Origin of the sequence: Microbacterium sp. NPDC076768, assembly GCF_040687205.1 — a bacterium.
Lineage (GTDB): Bacteria > Actinomycetota > Actinomycetes > Actinomycetales > Microbacteriaceae > Microbacterium.
On sequence record NZ_JBFBMU010000001.1, the window covers coordinates 694734 to 710703 of the forward strand.

A 15970-nucleotide genomic window follows, 5' to 3' on the forward strand; every position below is an offset into this window, starting at 1 on the left:
CGACTGAGCGAGAGAAGAGGAGGGCGTATGGCCGCTCCTCGTGTGACCGTGATTGCCGTCGACGGCATCAGCCCGTTTCACCTTTCCGTGCCTTCCCTGGTGTGGGGTGGCGAGACGCCAGCAGGCGAGATCGAACCGTGGCCGATCCGCGTTGCTGCACTGCGCCCCGGCACGCTACGCACCTCTTCTGATTTTGATATTGAGGTGCGTCACGGTCTCGAAGCCGTGCGCGGAGCAGACGTGGTGGTCGTCCCCTGGTGGGGTGATCCGGGGTGTGCCGCACCTGAGGAGATGTCGCTGGCTCTGCGCGAAGCCCGGGATGAGGGAGCGGAACTTGTCGGGCTCTGCCTCGGTGCGTTTCCGCTCGCCGACAGTGGGGTGCTCGATGGTCGATCTGCCACCACGCACTGGAAGTGGGCCGAGGTCTTTCGGCAACGCTTTCCGCTGGTGGCGCTGGAGCCGGATGAGTTGTACGTCGACGAAGGCTCGATCATTACGGGAGCGGGTGCGACGGCCGGAATCGATGCCTGCTTGTACCTGCTCGCGCGCAAGGAGGGGCAGCACGTCGCGAACCGGGTGGCGCGCCGAATCGTTACCCCGCCGCACCGGGCTGGGGGCCAGGCGCAATTCATCGAACAGCCGATTCCGGAGCGCGGGGGAGACCCCGTCGCAGAAGCGATGCACTGGGCAGTGCGGAACCTCTATGCAGAACTGACGATCGACATTCTTGCCGCCAAGGCTCATCTCAGCCGTAGCTCGTTCACGCGTGCGTTTCGTGCCCGCACCGGTGCAACCGTCGCGAAGTGGGTGCTCACGCAGAGGCTGGCAGCGGCGCGGGAGCTGTTGGAGACCACAGCGATGCCGATTGATGCAATTGCCGCGACGACCGGTTTCGGGGGATCCGCGCTGTTTCGCCAGCACTTTGGCTCGACGTTTGGTGCAACGCCGAGCCAGTACCGCTCAGCCTTCCGAGGGTCGTGACGTGGTGGCGGTGATGTATCCGCTCGATGAGCCGTCTGACACGAGGGTGTACATGAGCCGTTCGCCGAGTCGTTGGTAGGCGAGTCGCCATACCCGCTCGTAGTCCTCTTCGGAGTATTGCAGGGCAATGAACTCGGGCGCGAGGGCTCCTCGATCGCCCACTGCGTACGACGGGGATCCGAGGTGGGTTGAGCGCAACTCGGCGACGAATTGTGAGTCGTCGACGGATGTGGGTGGGGTGCGGAGCACGTCTTCAGGACGGAGACGGAGTGTGTGGATTGAAGTTCGGGCGGTCTCGTCCGGACGGCTTCCTCTACGCGTAGGAGCAAGGGGGGTGCTGGTCATTAGGTGTCTTCTTTCTCGTCGCCATAGCGGCTTCACTTCAGACCGTAGCACCTTATTTTGAGTCATTCAAAATAAGACGTTAGCTGGGTGCTCAGCTGAACAGCACCACGACGTAGACAGCGAACAGCGCCAGGTGTGCCGCGCCGTGCGTCGCGGTCACTCGTTTCGCCGCAAAGGTCGTGACAGAAAGAAGAAGTGATGCGCCCAGGAGTAGCAAGTTTGCCGGGGTTTCGGCGAGGAGTACCTTCTGGTCGGTGACCATTCCGATGATCAGAACGGCAGGGATGGTGAGACCGACCGTCGAGACTAAGGCGCCGTGACACAGGTTGCTGACGCGCTGAGCTTCGCCGCCGAGCGCCGCGCGTATCGCGGTGATCGACTCGGGGAGAAAGACGATAGCGGCGATGAGCACCCCGGCCAGCGCCACAGGTGCACCAAGGCGCCCTAGCCCGTCATCAAGAAGTGCGGCCATGTCGTGCGACAACAGCACAATCGGAAGGACAGTCAAAACCAACAGCCCAAGGCGCACCCACACTTCGGCGCGATGCTCGGCGAGAATCTGGCGGACACCGTCGCCCTGCGCTGCGGTCTTCTCTGCGGACGGTGCAGCGCGATGAAGGCGTGGATCAACCTCGGTGAAGTCGCTCGCCTGCGCGCCCATCTGTCGATAGAGAAAGAAGGCGTAGAGCCCGAGTGTCACGGCGATGATCGGGATCGCTTGGCCTGTTGTGTACGCGCCATCAATGCCAATGAGTGCAGGGATCGCGAACGCCACGCCCACCAGCACCACCAGCATGGCCAGGTAGGCCGATGTGCCGGTGCGGTTGTGCGCCATCCCGCCGTGACGCATCCCGCCGAGGAGAAGCGCGAGCCCGATAACCAGGTTCAGGATGATCATCGCCACAGCCATCACCGAGTCGCGAGCGATGGTGGCGTGCTCTCCGGGCCCGAGCATGACTGCCGATATCAAGATCACTTCAATGAGCACGATGGACAGTGTGAGCACGAGGGAGCCATACGGGTCGCCGAGTCGGTGGGCGAGGGCCTCTGCTTGTTTGACGACACCAAACGCACAGATCAGAATCACGGCAATGATCGCGCAGAGCGCGACGATAAGAATCGGCCACGGCGTGGGCGCGACCAGAAAAGGACGCGCCGCCAGCAGCGCCGCGAAGGCAACCCATCCCAGAACGATGCGCACGATGTCGGTGCGGTTGACCAGTTGTTTCAGCTCGGTGCGCGGCATCGCCGGACTCCTTCGAGGTGGGGCCGTCCCCGACTGATGATCACGTCAGGGTCGTCCCAGACGCGACGCTACTTCAGCGCGCTTACCTCGATCGTAGGTGATGGTGGTCAACGGAAGACGCGGCCGATGCTGCTTTCCAGCTGCGCCAGTTGGATGAAGAAGGCGAAACGGTAGAGCGGTCTCATCGGGATGCGCAGGACGCGTCGAGCGAGTGTGCGCCTGCGCCTGGACGTGTCGAACGTGATCGTCACTTGCAACTGCGTGCCACCCGCTGCATGTTCGATGACAAAGGCGATAACGCGCGGGTTGGAGCGTGACGAATCCGGGTGGCTAAAACGCCACGTGATGCGCGAGTGCTGTTCCTGTTCGACAAGCTCGACGCGTTGCCGACGGAAGTCCTGCTTGACGCGTATCGGTTTTCCATTAGGCGCCATTGTCAACGTCTCGGCAGTCCATGAATCTGCGGCGGGGTTTGCGGAATCAACTCGTGCGATGCTCTGATCCCACTCCGGAATCCTGGCCGGCGACGAGAGGAGTTCCCAGACGGCAGGGGGTGACGCCGGTACGAAGATTGAGCGGGGTCCAGACAAGTTCATCTCTTCGTGTGCAGTGGAGGAGGTAGGGGGAAGTAGTCGCTGAACCTCGTCCAGCCGGGATCTCACTAGGGCTGGGTCGACATTGAGCCTTCGCAGAATCGCTTCGATCAAACCGCTCGGCTCATCGACGAGCGCGCGCAATACGGCTGCAGAGTCGCCACGTTGGCGACCACTAGAGGCTTTCTTGAGCACGGTGAGTGCGCGATCGGTCCACTCGTACCCCGACGTTTCCTGAAAGATAATGCGACCCGGCCCCGAGTCTCCAGATGCCAGACCCAACAGCTGAAGCTGAGCCGCGTGCTGCTCAGACACTGCAGTTCGCGCTGCGTCGAGGCCCACCCCCATCTCGCGAAGGACCTGACCGCCAATATCGGGATCGATCGCTATTGCAAGTAGTAGGTGGTCAATGTCGGCATCACGCACGCCGAACCGAGAAGCTTCCTCCATCGATGCGAGGGAGAGCGTGTGCATCGTCGCCGCGGCGCGGGTGAAGCGGCTCATGAGTTTCCCCGCACTGCAGGGCGAGAGTTGATTCGCTTCGCGTATTTCTTGTGGACGGCCTGCCTGCTGACGCCGAGCGCATCTGCGACTGCCTGCCAGTTCATTCCTGACCGAAGCCCCGCCTCTACTTGACGAAGCTCGAGCGCGTCCGTGAGAGTGCGGAGCGATGACACTGCTCGCAACCCCGCCCGAGGGTCGGTGGTGTCTGAGGCGATTCGAGCTACATCGAGGGATTCCATGGTGTCAACCTAAGTTGCTCTCCCCGAATTTGTCAACCATGGTTGCTGCGCGATGTCACCGACTGTCCTCGCATCTGCGGGGTAGTGTCAGGAAAAATTTCCCGGTCAGCAGGAAATTTGACTTCGCACAGGTACTCGCTATGGTCAGAGGTTACGCCAGCCAGAGAAGGGGAAGCGAAAACCAATGTCTAACAAGTCCGTTCAGGGGCGCGCCAGCAAAAAGGCGCCACAACTCTCACTCAAGGAAAAACGAGCTGCGAAGCGCGAGAAGAGCGCACCAGCCGATTTCCTGAAGCCTCGCAAGGGTGCAAACGGGTAACGGAAAAAGCCGGAGGTCGACGCCCGATGTATGGCGTCGACCTCCGACTGTGCACCGGATCAGGTCGTGGGATGCAGAACGACCTTGATGCAACCGTCCGACTTCTCTTGGAAGGTGCGGTAGAGGTCGGGGGCATCGCTGAGCGGCGCATGATGGGTGGTGAGATCCATGATGCCGAGTGGATCAGCTGTGTCTTCGACAAGCGGAAGCAGGTCGTCGATCCAGTTCTTGACGTTGCACTGGCCCATACGCAGGCTGATCTGCTTGTCGAAAAGTGTCTTCATCGGCATCAGGTCGGCATCCCCTGCATAGACGCCGCTGAGTGAGACCGTTCCGCCACGGCGAACAGTGTCTATCGACGCGTACAGTGCGGCCAGCCGATCAACGCCCGCCTTGTCGAGCATCTGCCTGGCTGCCGCATCTGGCAACAGTCCGACCGCCTTCTGCACGAACTCCACGCCGGTATTGCCGTGTGCTTCGAGGCCGACAGCATCGACAACCGAGTCGGCACCTCGCCCGTCGGTGAGGTCGCGCAACTCATCCACCACAGTGTCGGTCAGATCGAAGGTTTCGATTCCGTGACGCTCGGCCATCGCCCGCCGTTCGGGAACAGGGTCGACCGCGAGGACTCGGTAGCCACGATGACGCCCGATGCGTGACACGAACTGACCGACGGGTCCGAGGCCCATCACCGCAAGCGTTCCGCCATCGGGGACCTGGGCGTACTCCACCCCCTGCCAGGCCGTGGGAAGGATGTCGCTCAGGAACAGGTAACGCTCGTCTGGAGCGTCTTGCGCGACGGGAATGTGGTTGTAGTCCGCCATCGGCACTCGCAGATACTCCGCTTGCCCGCCAGGAACCTGGCCGTACAGTTTCGTGTAACCGAGCAGGGCCGCACCGCTGCCGTATTCGCGCACCTGGGTCGTTTCGCACTGCGACTGCAATCCGCGCTGGCAGAAGAAGCACTCGCCGCAGGAGATGTTGAAGGGTATGACCACGCGATCACCCACCGAAAGCTTGGTGACGCCAGCGCCCACCTCGACGACAACGCCCATCGGTTCGTGGCCGAGAATGTCTCCGCGGTCAAGGAACGGCCCAAGAAGCTCATACAGGTGCAAATCCGAACCGCAGATAGCGGAAGAGGTGACGCGGATGATCGCATCTTCCGGCTTCTGGATTACCGGGTCGGCGACCTCTTCGACAGCCACCGTTCGCTTACCTTGCCAGGTCAATGCCTTCATGATTCCTCCAGTCCTTGTGGGCGAGAGGTCGAGCGTCTCAAGAGAGAGTGAATCGTCCAAGGGGGGCGCGATCGTGCTCCGATTGTGCTAATCGCGCGTTGTCAAGTACCTCGCCAAGATGACTGCGGCGCATCCATGATGCTGTGGAACGGAGGAATGATGGCGACAAATACTCGCGCGATGTCATGCACACCCGAAGATGTTTTTCGGGTGCTCGCCGATGGTTGGCTTTATCCCGGATGGGTGGTCGGCGCGTCGCGGATGCGCAACGTCGACGCGGGATGGCCCGAGGTGGGCTCGACCCTGCACCACTCCGTCGGAGTGTGGCCCGCGTTGCTCAACGACACCACGCAGGTTCGGGAGTGGACGCCAACCCACAGGATGGTGTTGCGAGCAAGCGGTTGGCCGATGGGGGAAGCGGAAGTCTCGGTGCGGGTGCGCACGACGCCTACGGGGTGCGAGGTGCGTATCGACGAGGAGCCAGTCAGCGGGCCAGCCGCGCTGATTCCTCGCTTTCTCACCACGCCCATGCTGCGGTGGCGCAACGCCGAGACCCTCAACCGCTTGGCCTACCTTGCGGAAGGCGGCGCAGGCTAGCGCGGTGCAGCGCGCATAAAGTCTTCGGCCGCCTGTACCTGATCTGCGGATGGCCGGATGCCCGTGTAGAGCACGAACTGCTCCAGCGCTTGCAGGGTGGCAACCTCTGCCCCGGTGATCACGACTTTTCCGGCGGAACGCCCCGCGGTAACAAGCGGAGTCTCTGCAGGCAGAGCGACCACATCGAAGACGACCGACGCCGCGGAAACGAGCTCGAGGGGGAAAGAGAGCGTCTGTTCGTCGGCACCGCCCGCCATTCCAAGCGGAGTCACGTTGACCAAAATGTCAGCAGTCGCGTGAGCGGTGTCTGCGCTCCACTCAAACCCGTAGAGGTCGGCAAGGGCGCGTCCGTTCGCTTCATTCCTGGCTACGACGGTCACGCGGGAGAAGCCAGCATCGCGGAAGGCTGCGGCCGTCGCCTTAGCCATTCCCCCTGAACCACGCAGTAGAACAGATGCGGCAGGGTCGAGGTGGTTGCGGGAAATCAGCTGCGCAATGGCGGAGTAGTCGGTGTTGTGCGCGGTGAGTACACCCCCGTCGTTGACGATGGTGTTGACGGAGTCGATTGCGCTCGCCGAAGGGTCCATCCGGTCAATAAGTGCGATCACATCCTCCTTGTACGGCATGGAGATCGCGCAGCCCCTGATTCCGAGGCCGCGAACGCCGGCGATGGCCTGAGCGAGGTCGGTGGGAGCGAAGGCTTTGTAGATCCAGTTCAGGCCCAGTGCCTCGTACAGGTGGTTATGAAAGCGGGTCCCGTTGTTGCTCGGCCGAGCAGAAAGCGAGATGCACAGCGTCATGTCTTTGTTGAGCAGCGTCACTCCACCAGGCTACTCGTGACAAAAGTTCATATGAGTTCGCCAAAAGTTGGGTCTTGTCCCCCAAAAGGGGGACAAGGAGATGAAAAAGGGGCTAGGCTATTCCTGACGCACCCTCCGGTCGTCTTCGGCCCTCATCGCTCCCCCCGCGGTGAGGGCCACACTATTTTTAGCGGCTCATATTTAGATACCCGTTGGCGTCGTGGCCCGGTATAACGTGCAGATTCCGCTCGTGCAACATTTGGATTACCTTCTGCAAAGGGCTATTCCGTTGCGGCCCTCCTCCACTAGCGTTAGCGGTGTCGGGGCACCCCTGCGTCGGCTTTTTAACCAGCAGAACAGGCAGTACATGAGCACCCAGGGCACGGTTAAGTGGTTCAACTCGGAGAAGGGCTTCGGCTTCATCTCCCCCGACGACGGAGGCGCTGACGTCTTCGCGCACTACTCCGCCATCCAGTCATCCGGCTACCGGTCTCTCGAAGAGAACCAGCGAGTCGAGTTCGATGTGGCGCAGGGCCCCAAGGGCCTGCAGGCAGAGAACATCACGCCCGTCTGAGACGAGGCGGGACGCAGAACTCCCCGACCGGATCGCATCGTTGATGTGTCATCCGGCGGGGAGTTTTGTGCTTTAAAGGTCGGTAGCTATCCCTGCAGAAGGGCGCGCAGCGCGTCAACGGAGGCGACACGGAACGCGGCATCGTCGCCCTCATGAGAGTCGCTGAAGCCCCATTCAACGAAGATCACAGGGACATCGTTTGCGTTGCCGCCCTCGACGTCGTGATGGCGATCGCCGATCAGCACAGGGCGTGACGTGTCGGCGCCGCGCTCGCGCAGCCGTCGCAGAGCTTCGGCGACGATATCGGTTTTCGACGCGAGGGTAGATTCATCCGGCGTCGCCCCGACAGTGGCCAAAAAAGCGGGGCGGAGCCCGAAGTGGTCAACAAGGGCGTCGACCTGGTTCTCTGGCTTCGAGCTCGCCGTCGCCTGCGGCACTCCAGCGGCGTGTAGCTCCTGGATAAGGTCGGTGACCCCCGGGTAAGTGGCGGCGTCTGTGGTGTATCCGTCTGCCTTGCCGAGTGTGCGGTAGAAGGCGACCGCTTCCGCAGACTCCTCTGGCGTCATGCCGGCCTGATCCTGGAAAGACTGGAACATGGGCGGTCCGATCCAGTGCACGAGATCGTCGCGGGTGGGCGCTGGCTTGTTGAAGTGAGTCAGCGCCGTGTTCAACCGTCGGAGGATTCCGACAGATGCATCGACGATTGTGCCATCGACATCCCACAGCACGCAGGAGTAAGGGGAGTGAGACATGGCTCCAGCTTATGGGCCGGAGATCGTACGATCTCTCCCCCTGCACAGGTGTGCAGTCTTTCGGGTTTCACACACCGCCCGTCGCAGTGCAGGGATGGAGCTTAGGGTCGTGACCGGGACACCGTCCCACGTGACAATGGGGGTATGTACGTGTCGATTGAGGTCATCACCATGCTGGCGACGTCGGCGACCATTCTCGTGGCAATCGTCTGCGGCTTCGGGTGGATGATCAACCGGATGGACACACATTCTGCTGCCACGGAAGCGAAGTTCGACGTGCGCTTCGACCGGATTGAAGATCGACTCGACCGAGTGGAGCACGAGGTCGGCGATGTCAAGATCGCGATCGCACGCCTAGAAGGCCCTACGCCTCGGCTGATGCAGGTTCGGTGACCGGCGGCTGAGTCAGAACAACCGGGGAATGCCTGACTCGATGCCCTTCATGTCGTCGTAATCGAGGACGAGGCAACGGATGCCCCGATCCTCGGCGAGCACACGAGCCTGCGGCTTTATCTCCTGGGCGGCGAATACGCCTTGCACGGGAGATAGGTGCGGGTCACGGCCGAGCAGCTCAAGATAGCGGGTCAGCTGTTCAACGCCATCGATGTCTCCGCGTCGTTTGATCTCGACGGCGATGGCGGCACCCTCGGCGTCGCGCACCAGCAGATCGACAGGGCCGATCGCCGTGGGGTACTCGCGGCGCACCAGAGTCGCACCCTCAGAGATGCGGTCTACCTGCTCGGCGAGCAACCGTTGCAGGTCGGCCTCGACTCCGTGCTTCTGTAGGCCTGGATCGACGCCGAGATCGTGCGCGCTGTCGTGCATGATTTCGTAAATCTGCACTCGCAGAGCGTCGCCCGTCTTCTTATGAGTGACGCGCCAGACCTCTACAACGCCGACGCTTGACTCTTCCTCGCCCGGCTCTTCGCTTGCCAGAGTGCAGGGAGGACTCATCCAGTTCAGCGGCTTATAGCTAAGCGAATCGGAGTGCACGAGCACGCTGCCATCGGCTTTGTGCACGAGCAGACGAGTGGCGAGCGGAAGATGGGCGTTGAGCCGACCGGTGTAGTCGACCGAACAGCGGGCAATGACGAGACGCACCCGTTGAGCCTAGTTGGTCACCCACCGAAAAACGCGCCGATGAATTCGAACAAACCCAGCTCGGTAGCAGCCGAGCGAGCGATGAGGAATCCGATGATGCCAATGACCCAGGCGGTGGTTTCTCCTCCTGTACGTTCCAGCCAGGCGGAGAAACGCGCGAGCGGGCGTTCGACGAGAGATGCGGCGACCACACGAACCAAGAGCAGTGAGAGTGCGGGCAGGATCATGAGCGCACAGTAGGCGACAAGCGAGAGTACGCGCAGGGGAGCGTCGATCTCCGCGTCCACCAGCATTGTCATGGCGACGATGTATGGCAACATCGTCGCCACTTCGACAAGGCCGGCAACAATCGCCACAGCCATGATCGCTGTTCTGCGTGTGCGCGGATCGAGTAGTTGATCACGCCATCGAGAGATGCGGCTGGGCGTGCGCACGATTTCAGTGGCTTCTTCCTGCGGCGCCCCTTTCGCTGGCGCCTTCTCGCTTGTGGGTATCGCGAATGATGTGATCAACAGCGCTGTGCCCACCAGGAGTCGCGCAATCAGCCCGCTGGGCGACGCGAGAAACTCCCCAGCGACGTCCACCAGGTTCACAAGACCCCAGAGAAAAAGGAGTCCGACGAGCAAGTAAAACGTGGCGATGGTGCCGAGGTAAAGCAACATGCGCCCCGCCGGCACGCGCCCTGGCCGCAAAAGCAAAAACAGGGGGATGAGGAGAGTGCCGACACTCAGCCCGTCGATCAACGCGAGCACCACGAGAACGAGGGGGAGCGACAGCCCGCCGAAGAGTTCCATAGCAACACGCTCGCTGACCCGGAGGCACAGCGGATCGGGCGAAAGTCGCGTCCTCTCCGCGCGACTCATCCCTTGGTTGGATGCGTCGTTGCGCTGGCCGTGGTTGCATGAGGCCATGCACGAGCAGGTCGATAGTGGTGTCGGCGACTGGAATCGCCGACACCGATGGTGGGTAGATCCGCTCGGGATGGCGATCCTTGCCACGGCGACGGTTGTGCTTGGTTTCCGCGGCCCTCCTGGCTCGTTCTCGATGCTCGAGTCGCCAGTATCTCCGCTGTGGGCTCTCGTTCCTGCGCTCCTCGCGTGTGTACTTGCGCTCGTCAAACAGCGAATGCCGATGACGGTGCTCGCGCTCGTCGCCGTACTTTTCGTGATCGACGTGCTCACGGTCGGAGGCATCGGAACACTCATCGTTCTATTGGATGTGCTGTGGACCGCGTCGTTCCGTGCCAGTGCGCGCGGACGGCTGGTACTGCTCATTGTGCTGGGCGCATCGACGCTCGCGCTGTTCGTGGCAGCGCTGGTCGTTGCTGCCGCGCCGCTATCTGTCGCCTTCCTTGCCGCAGTGCAGTTCGGAGCGATCTTCGGTGCGGACTACTGGTGGGCCGTCGCCGTCTCTCAGGCGCATGAACTTGCGGAACTCCACCGTCAGCGCGCAGAAGATGCCGCCGCTGTCGCGGAGCGAGATCGGGCAGCGGCCGTTCGAACAGAGAGAGAAACGATGGCGAGAGAGTTGCACGACGTCGTCGCAGGACACGTGATGGCGATGGCCATACGCGCGGAAGCTGCGCTCTCGACAGAAGCCGACCGCGGTAAGGATCGCGACGCATTGCGGGCAGTGCGTGACACCGGCCTCGATGCTCACGCCGCATTGCGATCGATGATCTCGGTTCTGCGACGCGGCGACGGAACGATCGCACCGACACCACGCTGGGTAGATCTGGAGGGAATTGTCCGCGAAGCACAGCAGCTGGGGCTTCACGTTCGGCTCGCAGTCGACGATGTTCCCGACCTTGGCGTCGGGCCGGAGCAGGCCGTCGTGCGCATCGTGAGGGAAGCGCTGACGAACTGCATTCGGCACGCCGCTGGTGCGGAAGTAGAAGTGGCGATCACAAGCGCAGATGCCGAGGTGCGGGTTCATGTGCGCTCCCGCGGGGGCGTTGCCCACAACGCGACCACACACGATGGGGAAGGGTGGGGCTTGCAGATGCTTCGCGAACGCGTGGACGCTCTGGGCGGCACCTTCTCGGCCGAAGAAGTTGCAGAGGGATGGCTTGTCGAAAGCGCACTCCCCATCGAGGCGCGGGTATGAGCGAGCCCACTGTGCTGCTGGCAGACGACCATGGCGCCATCAGGGTTGGTCTGCGCATCATGCTCGAGGCGCAGGGCATCACTGTGGTGGGTGAGGCCGCCGACGGCGATGTCGCTGTGCGCAACGCGGCAGCTCTCCGGCCAGACGTCGTGCTGATGGATCTACGAATGCCCGGTCGCGATGGCATCTCTGCGACTGCGGAGATCGTGAAGCGGGGCCTTGGGGACGTGTTGGTGCTGACGAGTTTTGACGAGGACGAGCTCGTATGGGGAGCGATCCGTGCGGGCGCTGTCGGTTTTCTTCTCAAGACGGCTGATGCGCCAACCCTCGTCCGCGCAGTGCGCTCTGTTGCTGCGGGAGAAGGCGCGCTGGACCCGCGGGTGACTCGTCGTGCGCTCGCCGCGGTGTCGGAAGCTCTGACGGCCCCCATGCAGAGTCTGGACGAGCATCCACAGCTGACCATCCGCGAACAACAGGTGCTCGATGGCATCTTGCAGGGTTCTTCAAATGCGCAACTCGCGATGGACCTGCGCATCTCTGTCCCCACGGTCAAGACCCATGTCTCGAACGTGCTGGCCAAGCTGGGAGCGCGCAGCCGCTCTCACGCGGCTGCGCTTGTCAGGAGCCGAGCGGACTGACAGCTATTGGTGCGCCGTGCGAACGACCGGAGTTTTCTCATCGTCGCGCAACGGACGTGCCGCACCAGAGAACAGCCCAGACATGACCACGAGAGCGACCAGAATGAACAGCGTGTTCAGGAGCCCGATGTGCTCGCTGATCAGCCCGAGCACTGGGGGGCCTCCGAGGAAGGCAATGTAGCCGATGGTGGCCGCGGCGCTCACCCGCGCCGCTGCCTTGACAGGGTCGTCTGCGGCGGCGGACATGCCCAGGGGGAAGCCGAGCGATGCACCGATTCCCCAGAGCGCTGCGCCGACGAGCACGAGCGGGAAGGTCGGCGCGAGGATGAACAGCAGAATCCCCGAGGCCGCAGCTGCGGCCAGAATGCGCAGGACCAAAACACGACCGAAGCGGTCGACGAGCGGGCCTCCGCACAGTCGGACCACTGTCATGCCGATAGAGAATACGGCGAGAGAAATCGCCCCTGTTCCTTCGCTAAAGCCGTGACCCTGCTCGGTGCCGAGGGCGATCCAGTCGTTGGCGCCACCCTCTGCGAACGACATGCCGAGCATGACGACGCCGATCAGGTAAGTGCGTGGTTCACGCCATGCTTCGAGCGCGGCGTGCATGCGCACCCGGAACGGCGGCTTTTCGTGCGCCGTCGGATCGAGTGCTGCTTCGCGCGCTGGCACGTGCATGAAGCACACGATCGCGATCACGGCGATGGCAACACCCATGATCGACGCATGCGTGGCGACATCGATCGAGAGCTGAGCCGCGAGCGCCCCGATACCGGCACCCAGTACGGTGCCGAAGCTGAAGAATGCGTGGAAGACCGGCAGGATCGTGCGGCCCATCTGTTGCTCGATCGCCGTTGCTTCGACGTTCATCATCACGTCGACCGAACCGTTGCCAAAGCCGAAGAGTGCCATGCCGACGAGGACCACCGTCGCGGAGCCAAAGACATTGGCGCCTAGCCCGACGAGAACAATCCCGAGAGCGAGGGTCAGCATTGTGATCAACATTCCACGCCTGGCGCCGGTGCGCGCCATCACCGCCGGACCGGTCGAGATGCCAATGATCGATGCCACTCCCATGCCCAGAAGGATGAGGCCGAGCTGCGCGTTATCGAGGCCAAGCGCTTGCTTGATGCTGGGCACTCGCGAAGCCCAGGTGGCGATAGAGAGACCGCTCGCGAGGAAGATGGCGAAGATCGCCGCTCGCCAACGGACGAACTGCGAGCGGGTCAAAGGGGCTTCCATGCGGGACAGCCTATCGAATCGTTTCGACCCGCGAGTGCCAAAGGGAGCTATCCTCGAAGTATGAGCAGTCAGGAGACGCCGCGTCGACCCACGATCGCTGACGTCGCACGCCAGGCTGGCGTGGCCACTTCCACAGCCTCTGTCGTGTTCAGCGGCAAGGCTAACGTCGCAACAGCCACGCGGGAGCGGGTGCTGAAAGCCGCGGCAGAACTCGGCTACGCCGGACCTGATCCTCGAGCTGCCTCATTACGGCGAGGACGCAGCGGGATTGTGGCTGTGGTGCTTGAGGGGCACCTTCGTGCGGCGTTCCTCGACCCGGTGACCACCGCCATGATGGATGGGCTCACCGATGGCCTCGCCGATCTCAGCGCTGGCATTCTGCTGATGCGCGATGAGTCGGGGGAGGAGGGGCCGGCGATCGCCGATGCGCCGGTTGACGCGTTCGTACTTATTGGTTGCTCTGGGCGCACGAAGGCTTCACTCGAAGTTGTCCTGGGGCGCGGGCTTCCCGTCGTTGTCATCGAAGGGGACGCAGGCGAGACCGTTCCTCGCATCACCCTGGACAACACCGAGGCTGCGGCACAGGTTGCGCGGCATGTGCGCGATCTTGGTCACCAAGACGTGGCCCTGGTCACTCTTCCGCTCGACAGTGAGCGCGAACGCCTGCCGGTTACCCCGGAGCGGGTTGCGAACGCCACGATCGACGTCGCCGTGCACCGGCTTTCCGGCACGCGTCAGGTGTTTCCGGATGCCCCGGCGATCTCCGCGTCAGGCAGCTTGATCGACGAGGGGGTCTTGGTGGGACGAATGCTCCTGGCAGATGCCGAAAAGCGGCCGACGGCAATCATCGCGCAGAGCGACCTTCTCGCCGTCGGCGTCATCCGCGCGGCAGAAGAACTCGGCTTGCGCGTGCCAGAAGACCTCTCGGTGGCAGGCTTCGATGGGATTGCGGTCGATGGGCTTAGCGACCTCACTCTGACGACCAGCGTGCAGCCCGCTGTCGAGAAAGGGCGGGCAGCGGGCGAGCAGATCGCACGCATGCTTCGGGGTGAGCCAGCGGTGACGCAACACCTCACCTGCGTGTTCCGTGCAGGGACCACCACCGCACGCGCGCCTCGCTAATCGAGGGCCGCGGCTCAGCTGCGTGCAGGGCCGAGGGGGAGCGATGCATCACCGAAGTCGAGAATGCGGTAGCGGCCGCAGGTCACCACCTCTTCAGGGGTGATGGGTACCGGAAGCGACCACGGGACGGTCTGGGCGTCTTCGATGAGGAACGACACCTCGCCGACGTCGAAGTCGTGGCGGTTAACGAGCCAGGCGTATCCGTTGAGCTCATGATCGACCTGCACCAAACGGGCCGCGTCTCCACTGTGCAGCTTCGGCAGCCGTACGCTCCAAAACTGGCCAGCGCCGGTGCGATCTGACGCGTCGACCCACTCCGTCACGCACGCGAGGTCAGGGTCGGGGGACTCTGCGGCTGTGATCAGTCTTGGCACGCTCAGGCCCCCGAGTACCGTCAGCAGTACGGCGGCCCCGCCCACAATTGTCGAGCGGACGCGGGACGGCATCGGCCACGCGCGCGGCATCGCCACGAGCGCGAGCATCGGTGCGAAGAGGAGGGGTTGCAGGTACCTAGCCGCATGGGTTCCGAGGGCAATCGCTCCGATCATCACCAGAACAGGGATTATCCACGCAACCTGAGCGATGAATCGTGAGCCTGCATCCCGCGTGCGAGCAGCCATGAGGATCGCAAGGCTGAGAAGAACGAGCGCGAGGAGGCCGCCGACTACCCCGGCAGGCGTCGAAAGCCGTGCAAGCACGAGGCCGCCGTAGTACTCCAGCGACTGCATCCACTGCGATGGCTCGGGGTAGCCCACGCCAGTGTTGGCAATCCATGCCTGAAAAGGAATGCGTGCAAGAAGCCCGAAGACCGTTCCTGCCAAAAGCACCATGATGAGCATGGCCACCCGGATTCTGTCGCGTGATCCGATGATCAGGATGCCCAAGACAAGCGAGAGGGGAGCTGTGGCCCATGCCGCATAGAGGGGATTCGACAGCGTAGACACGATTGCCGTGATTCCCAGAGCGACCAGCAGAGCGCTGCCTCCTGCCGGACGATCAATCACTCGTCGAGCAATGCCCACGGTAAGCACCGTCGCGACAACCGTGGCCGAGTAGTAGGTGGTCGTCAGGTACAGCGACGCGAGATCAAATGCGTCGCGCGATTCAGAGACGTCGGTCATGGCAAGCACACCAAACGTGGCCACGGCGATAAGCGACCATGCCACTGGAGCCATGTCTGTGCGTTGTCGACCAGCGGCGACTCTGACCGCGCCGTAGAGCATGAGCAGGTTGACGATGGCGCTGAGCACGAGAAGGCCGTTGAGCTCGAACGGAAACACCGCAGCCAGCACGATGAACAGTGCCGACTCGGGAACGAACAAAACACTCGACATTGCCCAGTCCAGAGGTTCGCCAGAGGCAACAGACTGTGAGAACAGAGCGACTACAAGAGAATCTGCGTCGCGAAAGAGCAGTTCAGCACGAGGAGATGATGCCACCTGGGCCACCGCAATCAGGGCCACCGCGAGCGCGCCACACCAGCCGGCAAGCTCCCGCACCCACACCCGCTGCATGTGCCCACTCTGGCATGTCCCTCGTGCATATGAACCTTGGGTGGCCATGAGAAAGG

18 protein-coding genes are annotated in these 15970 nt (G+C 62.7%); 7 read left to right on the forward strand and 11 right to left on the reverse strand.

Annotation, left to right across the window (positions count from 1 at the left end; genetic code table 11):
* The first annotated feature begins 27 nt into the window (after positions 1 to 27).
* The gene (locus AB0O87_RS03520) at positions 28 to 981 is read left to right on the forward strand and encodes a helix-turn-helix domain-containing protein (RefSeq protein ID WP_363511770.1); all 954 of its coding nucleotides are present in this window, start codon (positions 28 to 30) and stop codon (positions 979 to 981) included.
* Here AB0O87_RS03520 and AB0O87_RS03525 read toward each other — a convergent pair.
* The 5 genes from AB0O87_RS03525 to AB0O87_RS03545 all read right to left on the reverse strand — a co-directional run bounded on the left by AB0O87_RS03525 (position 961) and on the right by AB0O87_RS03545 (position 5468).
* On the reverse strand, positions 961 to 1326 hold the full coding sequence (locus AB0O87_RS03525) for a hypothetical protein (RefSeq protein WP_363511772.1): 366 nt from the start codon (positions 1324 to 1326) through the stop codon (positions 961 to 963). The genes AB0O87_RS03520 and AB0O87_RS03525 overlap by 21 nt on opposite strands.
* A gap of 91 nt (positions 1327 to 1417) precedes the next feature.
* Positions 1418 to 2572, reverse strand: a complete 1155-nt coding sequence (locus AB0O87_RS03530) for a calcium:proton antiporter (protein ID WP_363511773.1) — start codon at positions 2570 to 2572, stop codon at positions 1418 to 1420.
* A gap of 107 nt (positions 2573 to 2679) precedes the next feature.
* Positions 2680 to 3669 carry a Clp protease N-terminal domain-containing protein gene (locus AB0O87_RS03535; RefSeq protein ID WP_363511775.1) on the reverse strand — a complete coding sequence of 330 codons (990 nt, stop codon included), beginning with the start codon at positions 3667 to 3669 and terminating at the stop codon, positions 2680 to 2682.
* On the reverse strand, positions 3666 to 3908 hold the full coding sequence (locus tag AB0O87_RS03540) for a hypothetical protein (protein WP_363511776.1): 243 nt from the start codon (positions 3906 to 3908) through the stop codon (positions 3666 to 3668). The genes AB0O87_RS03535 and AB0O87_RS03540 overlap by 4 nt, the downstream gene beginning before the upstream one ends.
* Positions 3909 to 4286: 378 nt before the next feature.
* The gene (locus AB0O87_RS03545; RefSeq protein WP_363511778.1) at positions 4287 to 5468 is read right to left on the reverse strand and encodes an alcohol dehydrogenase catalytic domain-containing protein; all 1182 of its coding nucleotides are present in this window, start codon (positions 5466 to 5468) and stop codon (positions 4287 to 4289) included.
* Between the two features lie 159 nt (positions 5469 to 5627).
* Here AB0O87_RS03545 and AB0O87_RS03550 point away from each other — a divergent pair, with 159 nt between their 5' ends.
* Positions 5628 to 6065 (forward strand): SRPBCC family protein, encoded by a 438-nt coding sequence (locus AB0O87_RS03550; protein ID WP_363511780.1) that lies wholly within the window; start codon positions 5628 to 5630, stop codon positions 6063 to 6065.
* Here the strand turns inward: AB0O87_RS03550 and AB0O87_RS03555 are convergent.
* Entirely contained in the window at positions 6062 to 6886 is an 825-nt protein-coding gene (locus tag AB0O87_RS03555; protein ID WP_363511782.1) for a shikimate 5-dehydrogenase, read from the reverse strand. The two genes, AB0O87_RS03550 and AB0O87_RS03555, sit on opposite strands and share 4 nt — an antisense overlap.
* Positions 6887 to 7232: 346 nt before the next feature.
* Between AB0O87_RS03555 and AB0O87_RS03560 the strand changes: the two genes are divergently transcribed.
* Positions 7233 to 7439, forward strand: a complete 207-nt coding sequence (locus tag AB0O87_RS03560) for a cold-shock protein (protein ID WP_363511784.1) — start codon at positions 7233 to 7235, stop codon at positions 7437 to 7439.
* Between the two features lie 86 nt (positions 7440 to 7525).
* Here the strand turns inward: AB0O87_RS03560 and AB0O87_RS03565 are convergent, their stop codons facing one another.
* Positions 7526 to 8191 carry an HAD hydrolase-like protein gene (locus tag AB0O87_RS03565; RefSeq protein WP_363511786.1) on the reverse strand — a complete coding sequence of 222 codons (666 nt, stop codon included), beginning with the start codon at positions 8189 to 8191 and terminating at the stop codon, positions 7526 to 7528.
* A gap of 144 nt (positions 8192 to 8335) precedes the next feature.
* Here AB0O87_RS03565 and AB0O87_RS03570 point away from each other — a divergent pair, with 144 nt between their 5' ends.
* Positions 8336 to 8584: a response regulator gene (locus AB0O87_RS03570; RefSeq protein ID WP_363511788.1), complete on the forward strand. Its 249-nt coding sequence runs from the start codon at positions 8336 to 8338 to the stop codon at positions 8582 to 8584.
* A 12-nt stretch (positions 8585 to 8596) separates the two neighbouring features.
* On the opposite strand, the gene nucS is transcribed toward AB0O87_RS03570, so the two are convergent.
* Positions 8597 to 9292 carry an endonuclease NucS gene (gene nucS, locus AB0O87_RS03575; protein ID WP_363511790.1) on the reverse strand — a complete coding sequence of 232 codons (696 nt, stop codon included), beginning with the start codon at positions 9290 to 9292 and terminating at the stop codon, positions 8597 to 8599.
* Positions 9293 to 9309: 17 nt separating this feature from the next.
* Positions 9310 to 10086 (reverse strand): GAP family protein, encoded by a 777-nt coding sequence (locus AB0O87_RS03580; protein WP_363511792.1) that lies wholly within the window; start codon positions 10084 to 10086, stop codon positions 9310 to 9312.
* Between the two features lie 115 nt (positions 10087 to 10201).
* Between AB0O87_RS03580 and AB0O87_RS03585 the strand changes: the two genes are divergently transcribed.
* Both AB0O87_RS03585 and AB0O87_RS03590 read left to right on the forward strand, forming a co-directional pair.
* The gene (locus AB0O87_RS03585; RefSeq protein ID WP_363511794.1) at positions 10202 to 11398 is read left to right on the forward strand and encodes a histidine kinase; all 1197 of its coding nucleotides are present in this window, start codon (positions 10202 to 10204) and stop codon (positions 11396 to 11398) included.
* Positions 11395 to 12036: a response regulator transcription factor gene (locus tag AB0O87_RS03590; RefSeq protein ID WP_363511796.1), complete on the forward strand. Its 642-nt coding sequence runs from the start codon at positions 11395 to 11397 to the stop codon at positions 12034 to 12036. Before AB0O87_RS03585 ends, AB0O87_RS03590 begins: the two co-directional genes overlap by 4 nt.
* 3 nt (positions 12037 to 12039) lie before the next feature.
* Here AB0O87_RS03590 and AB0O87_RS03595 read toward each other — a convergent pair whose 3' ends face one another.
* Positions 12040 to 13278, reverse strand: coding sequence for an MFS transporter (locus tag AB0O87_RS03595; protein WP_363511798.1), 1239 nt, complete (start codon positions 13276 to 13278; stop codon positions 12040 to 12042).
* A 60-nt stretch (positions 13279 to 13338) separates the two neighbouring features.
* Between AB0O87_RS03595 and AB0O87_RS03600 the strand changes: the two genes are divergently transcribed.
* Positions 13339 to 14400 (forward strand): LacI family DNA-binding transcriptional regulator, encoded by a 1062-nt coding sequence (locus tag AB0O87_RS03600; RefSeq protein WP_363511800.1) that lies wholly within the window; start codon positions 13339 to 13341, stop codon positions 14398 to 14400.
* Between the two features lie 14 nt (positions 14401 to 14414).
* Here AB0O87_RS03600 and AB0O87_RS03605 read toward each other — a convergent pair whose 3' ends face one another.
* The gene (locus AB0O87_RS03605; RefSeq protein WP_363511802.1) at positions 14415 to 15914 is read right to left on the reverse strand and encodes a hypothetical protein; all 1500 of its coding nucleotides are present in this window, start codon (positions 15912 to 15914) and stop codon (positions 14415 to 14417) included.
* Positions 15915 to 15970 lie beyond the last annotated feature (56 nt).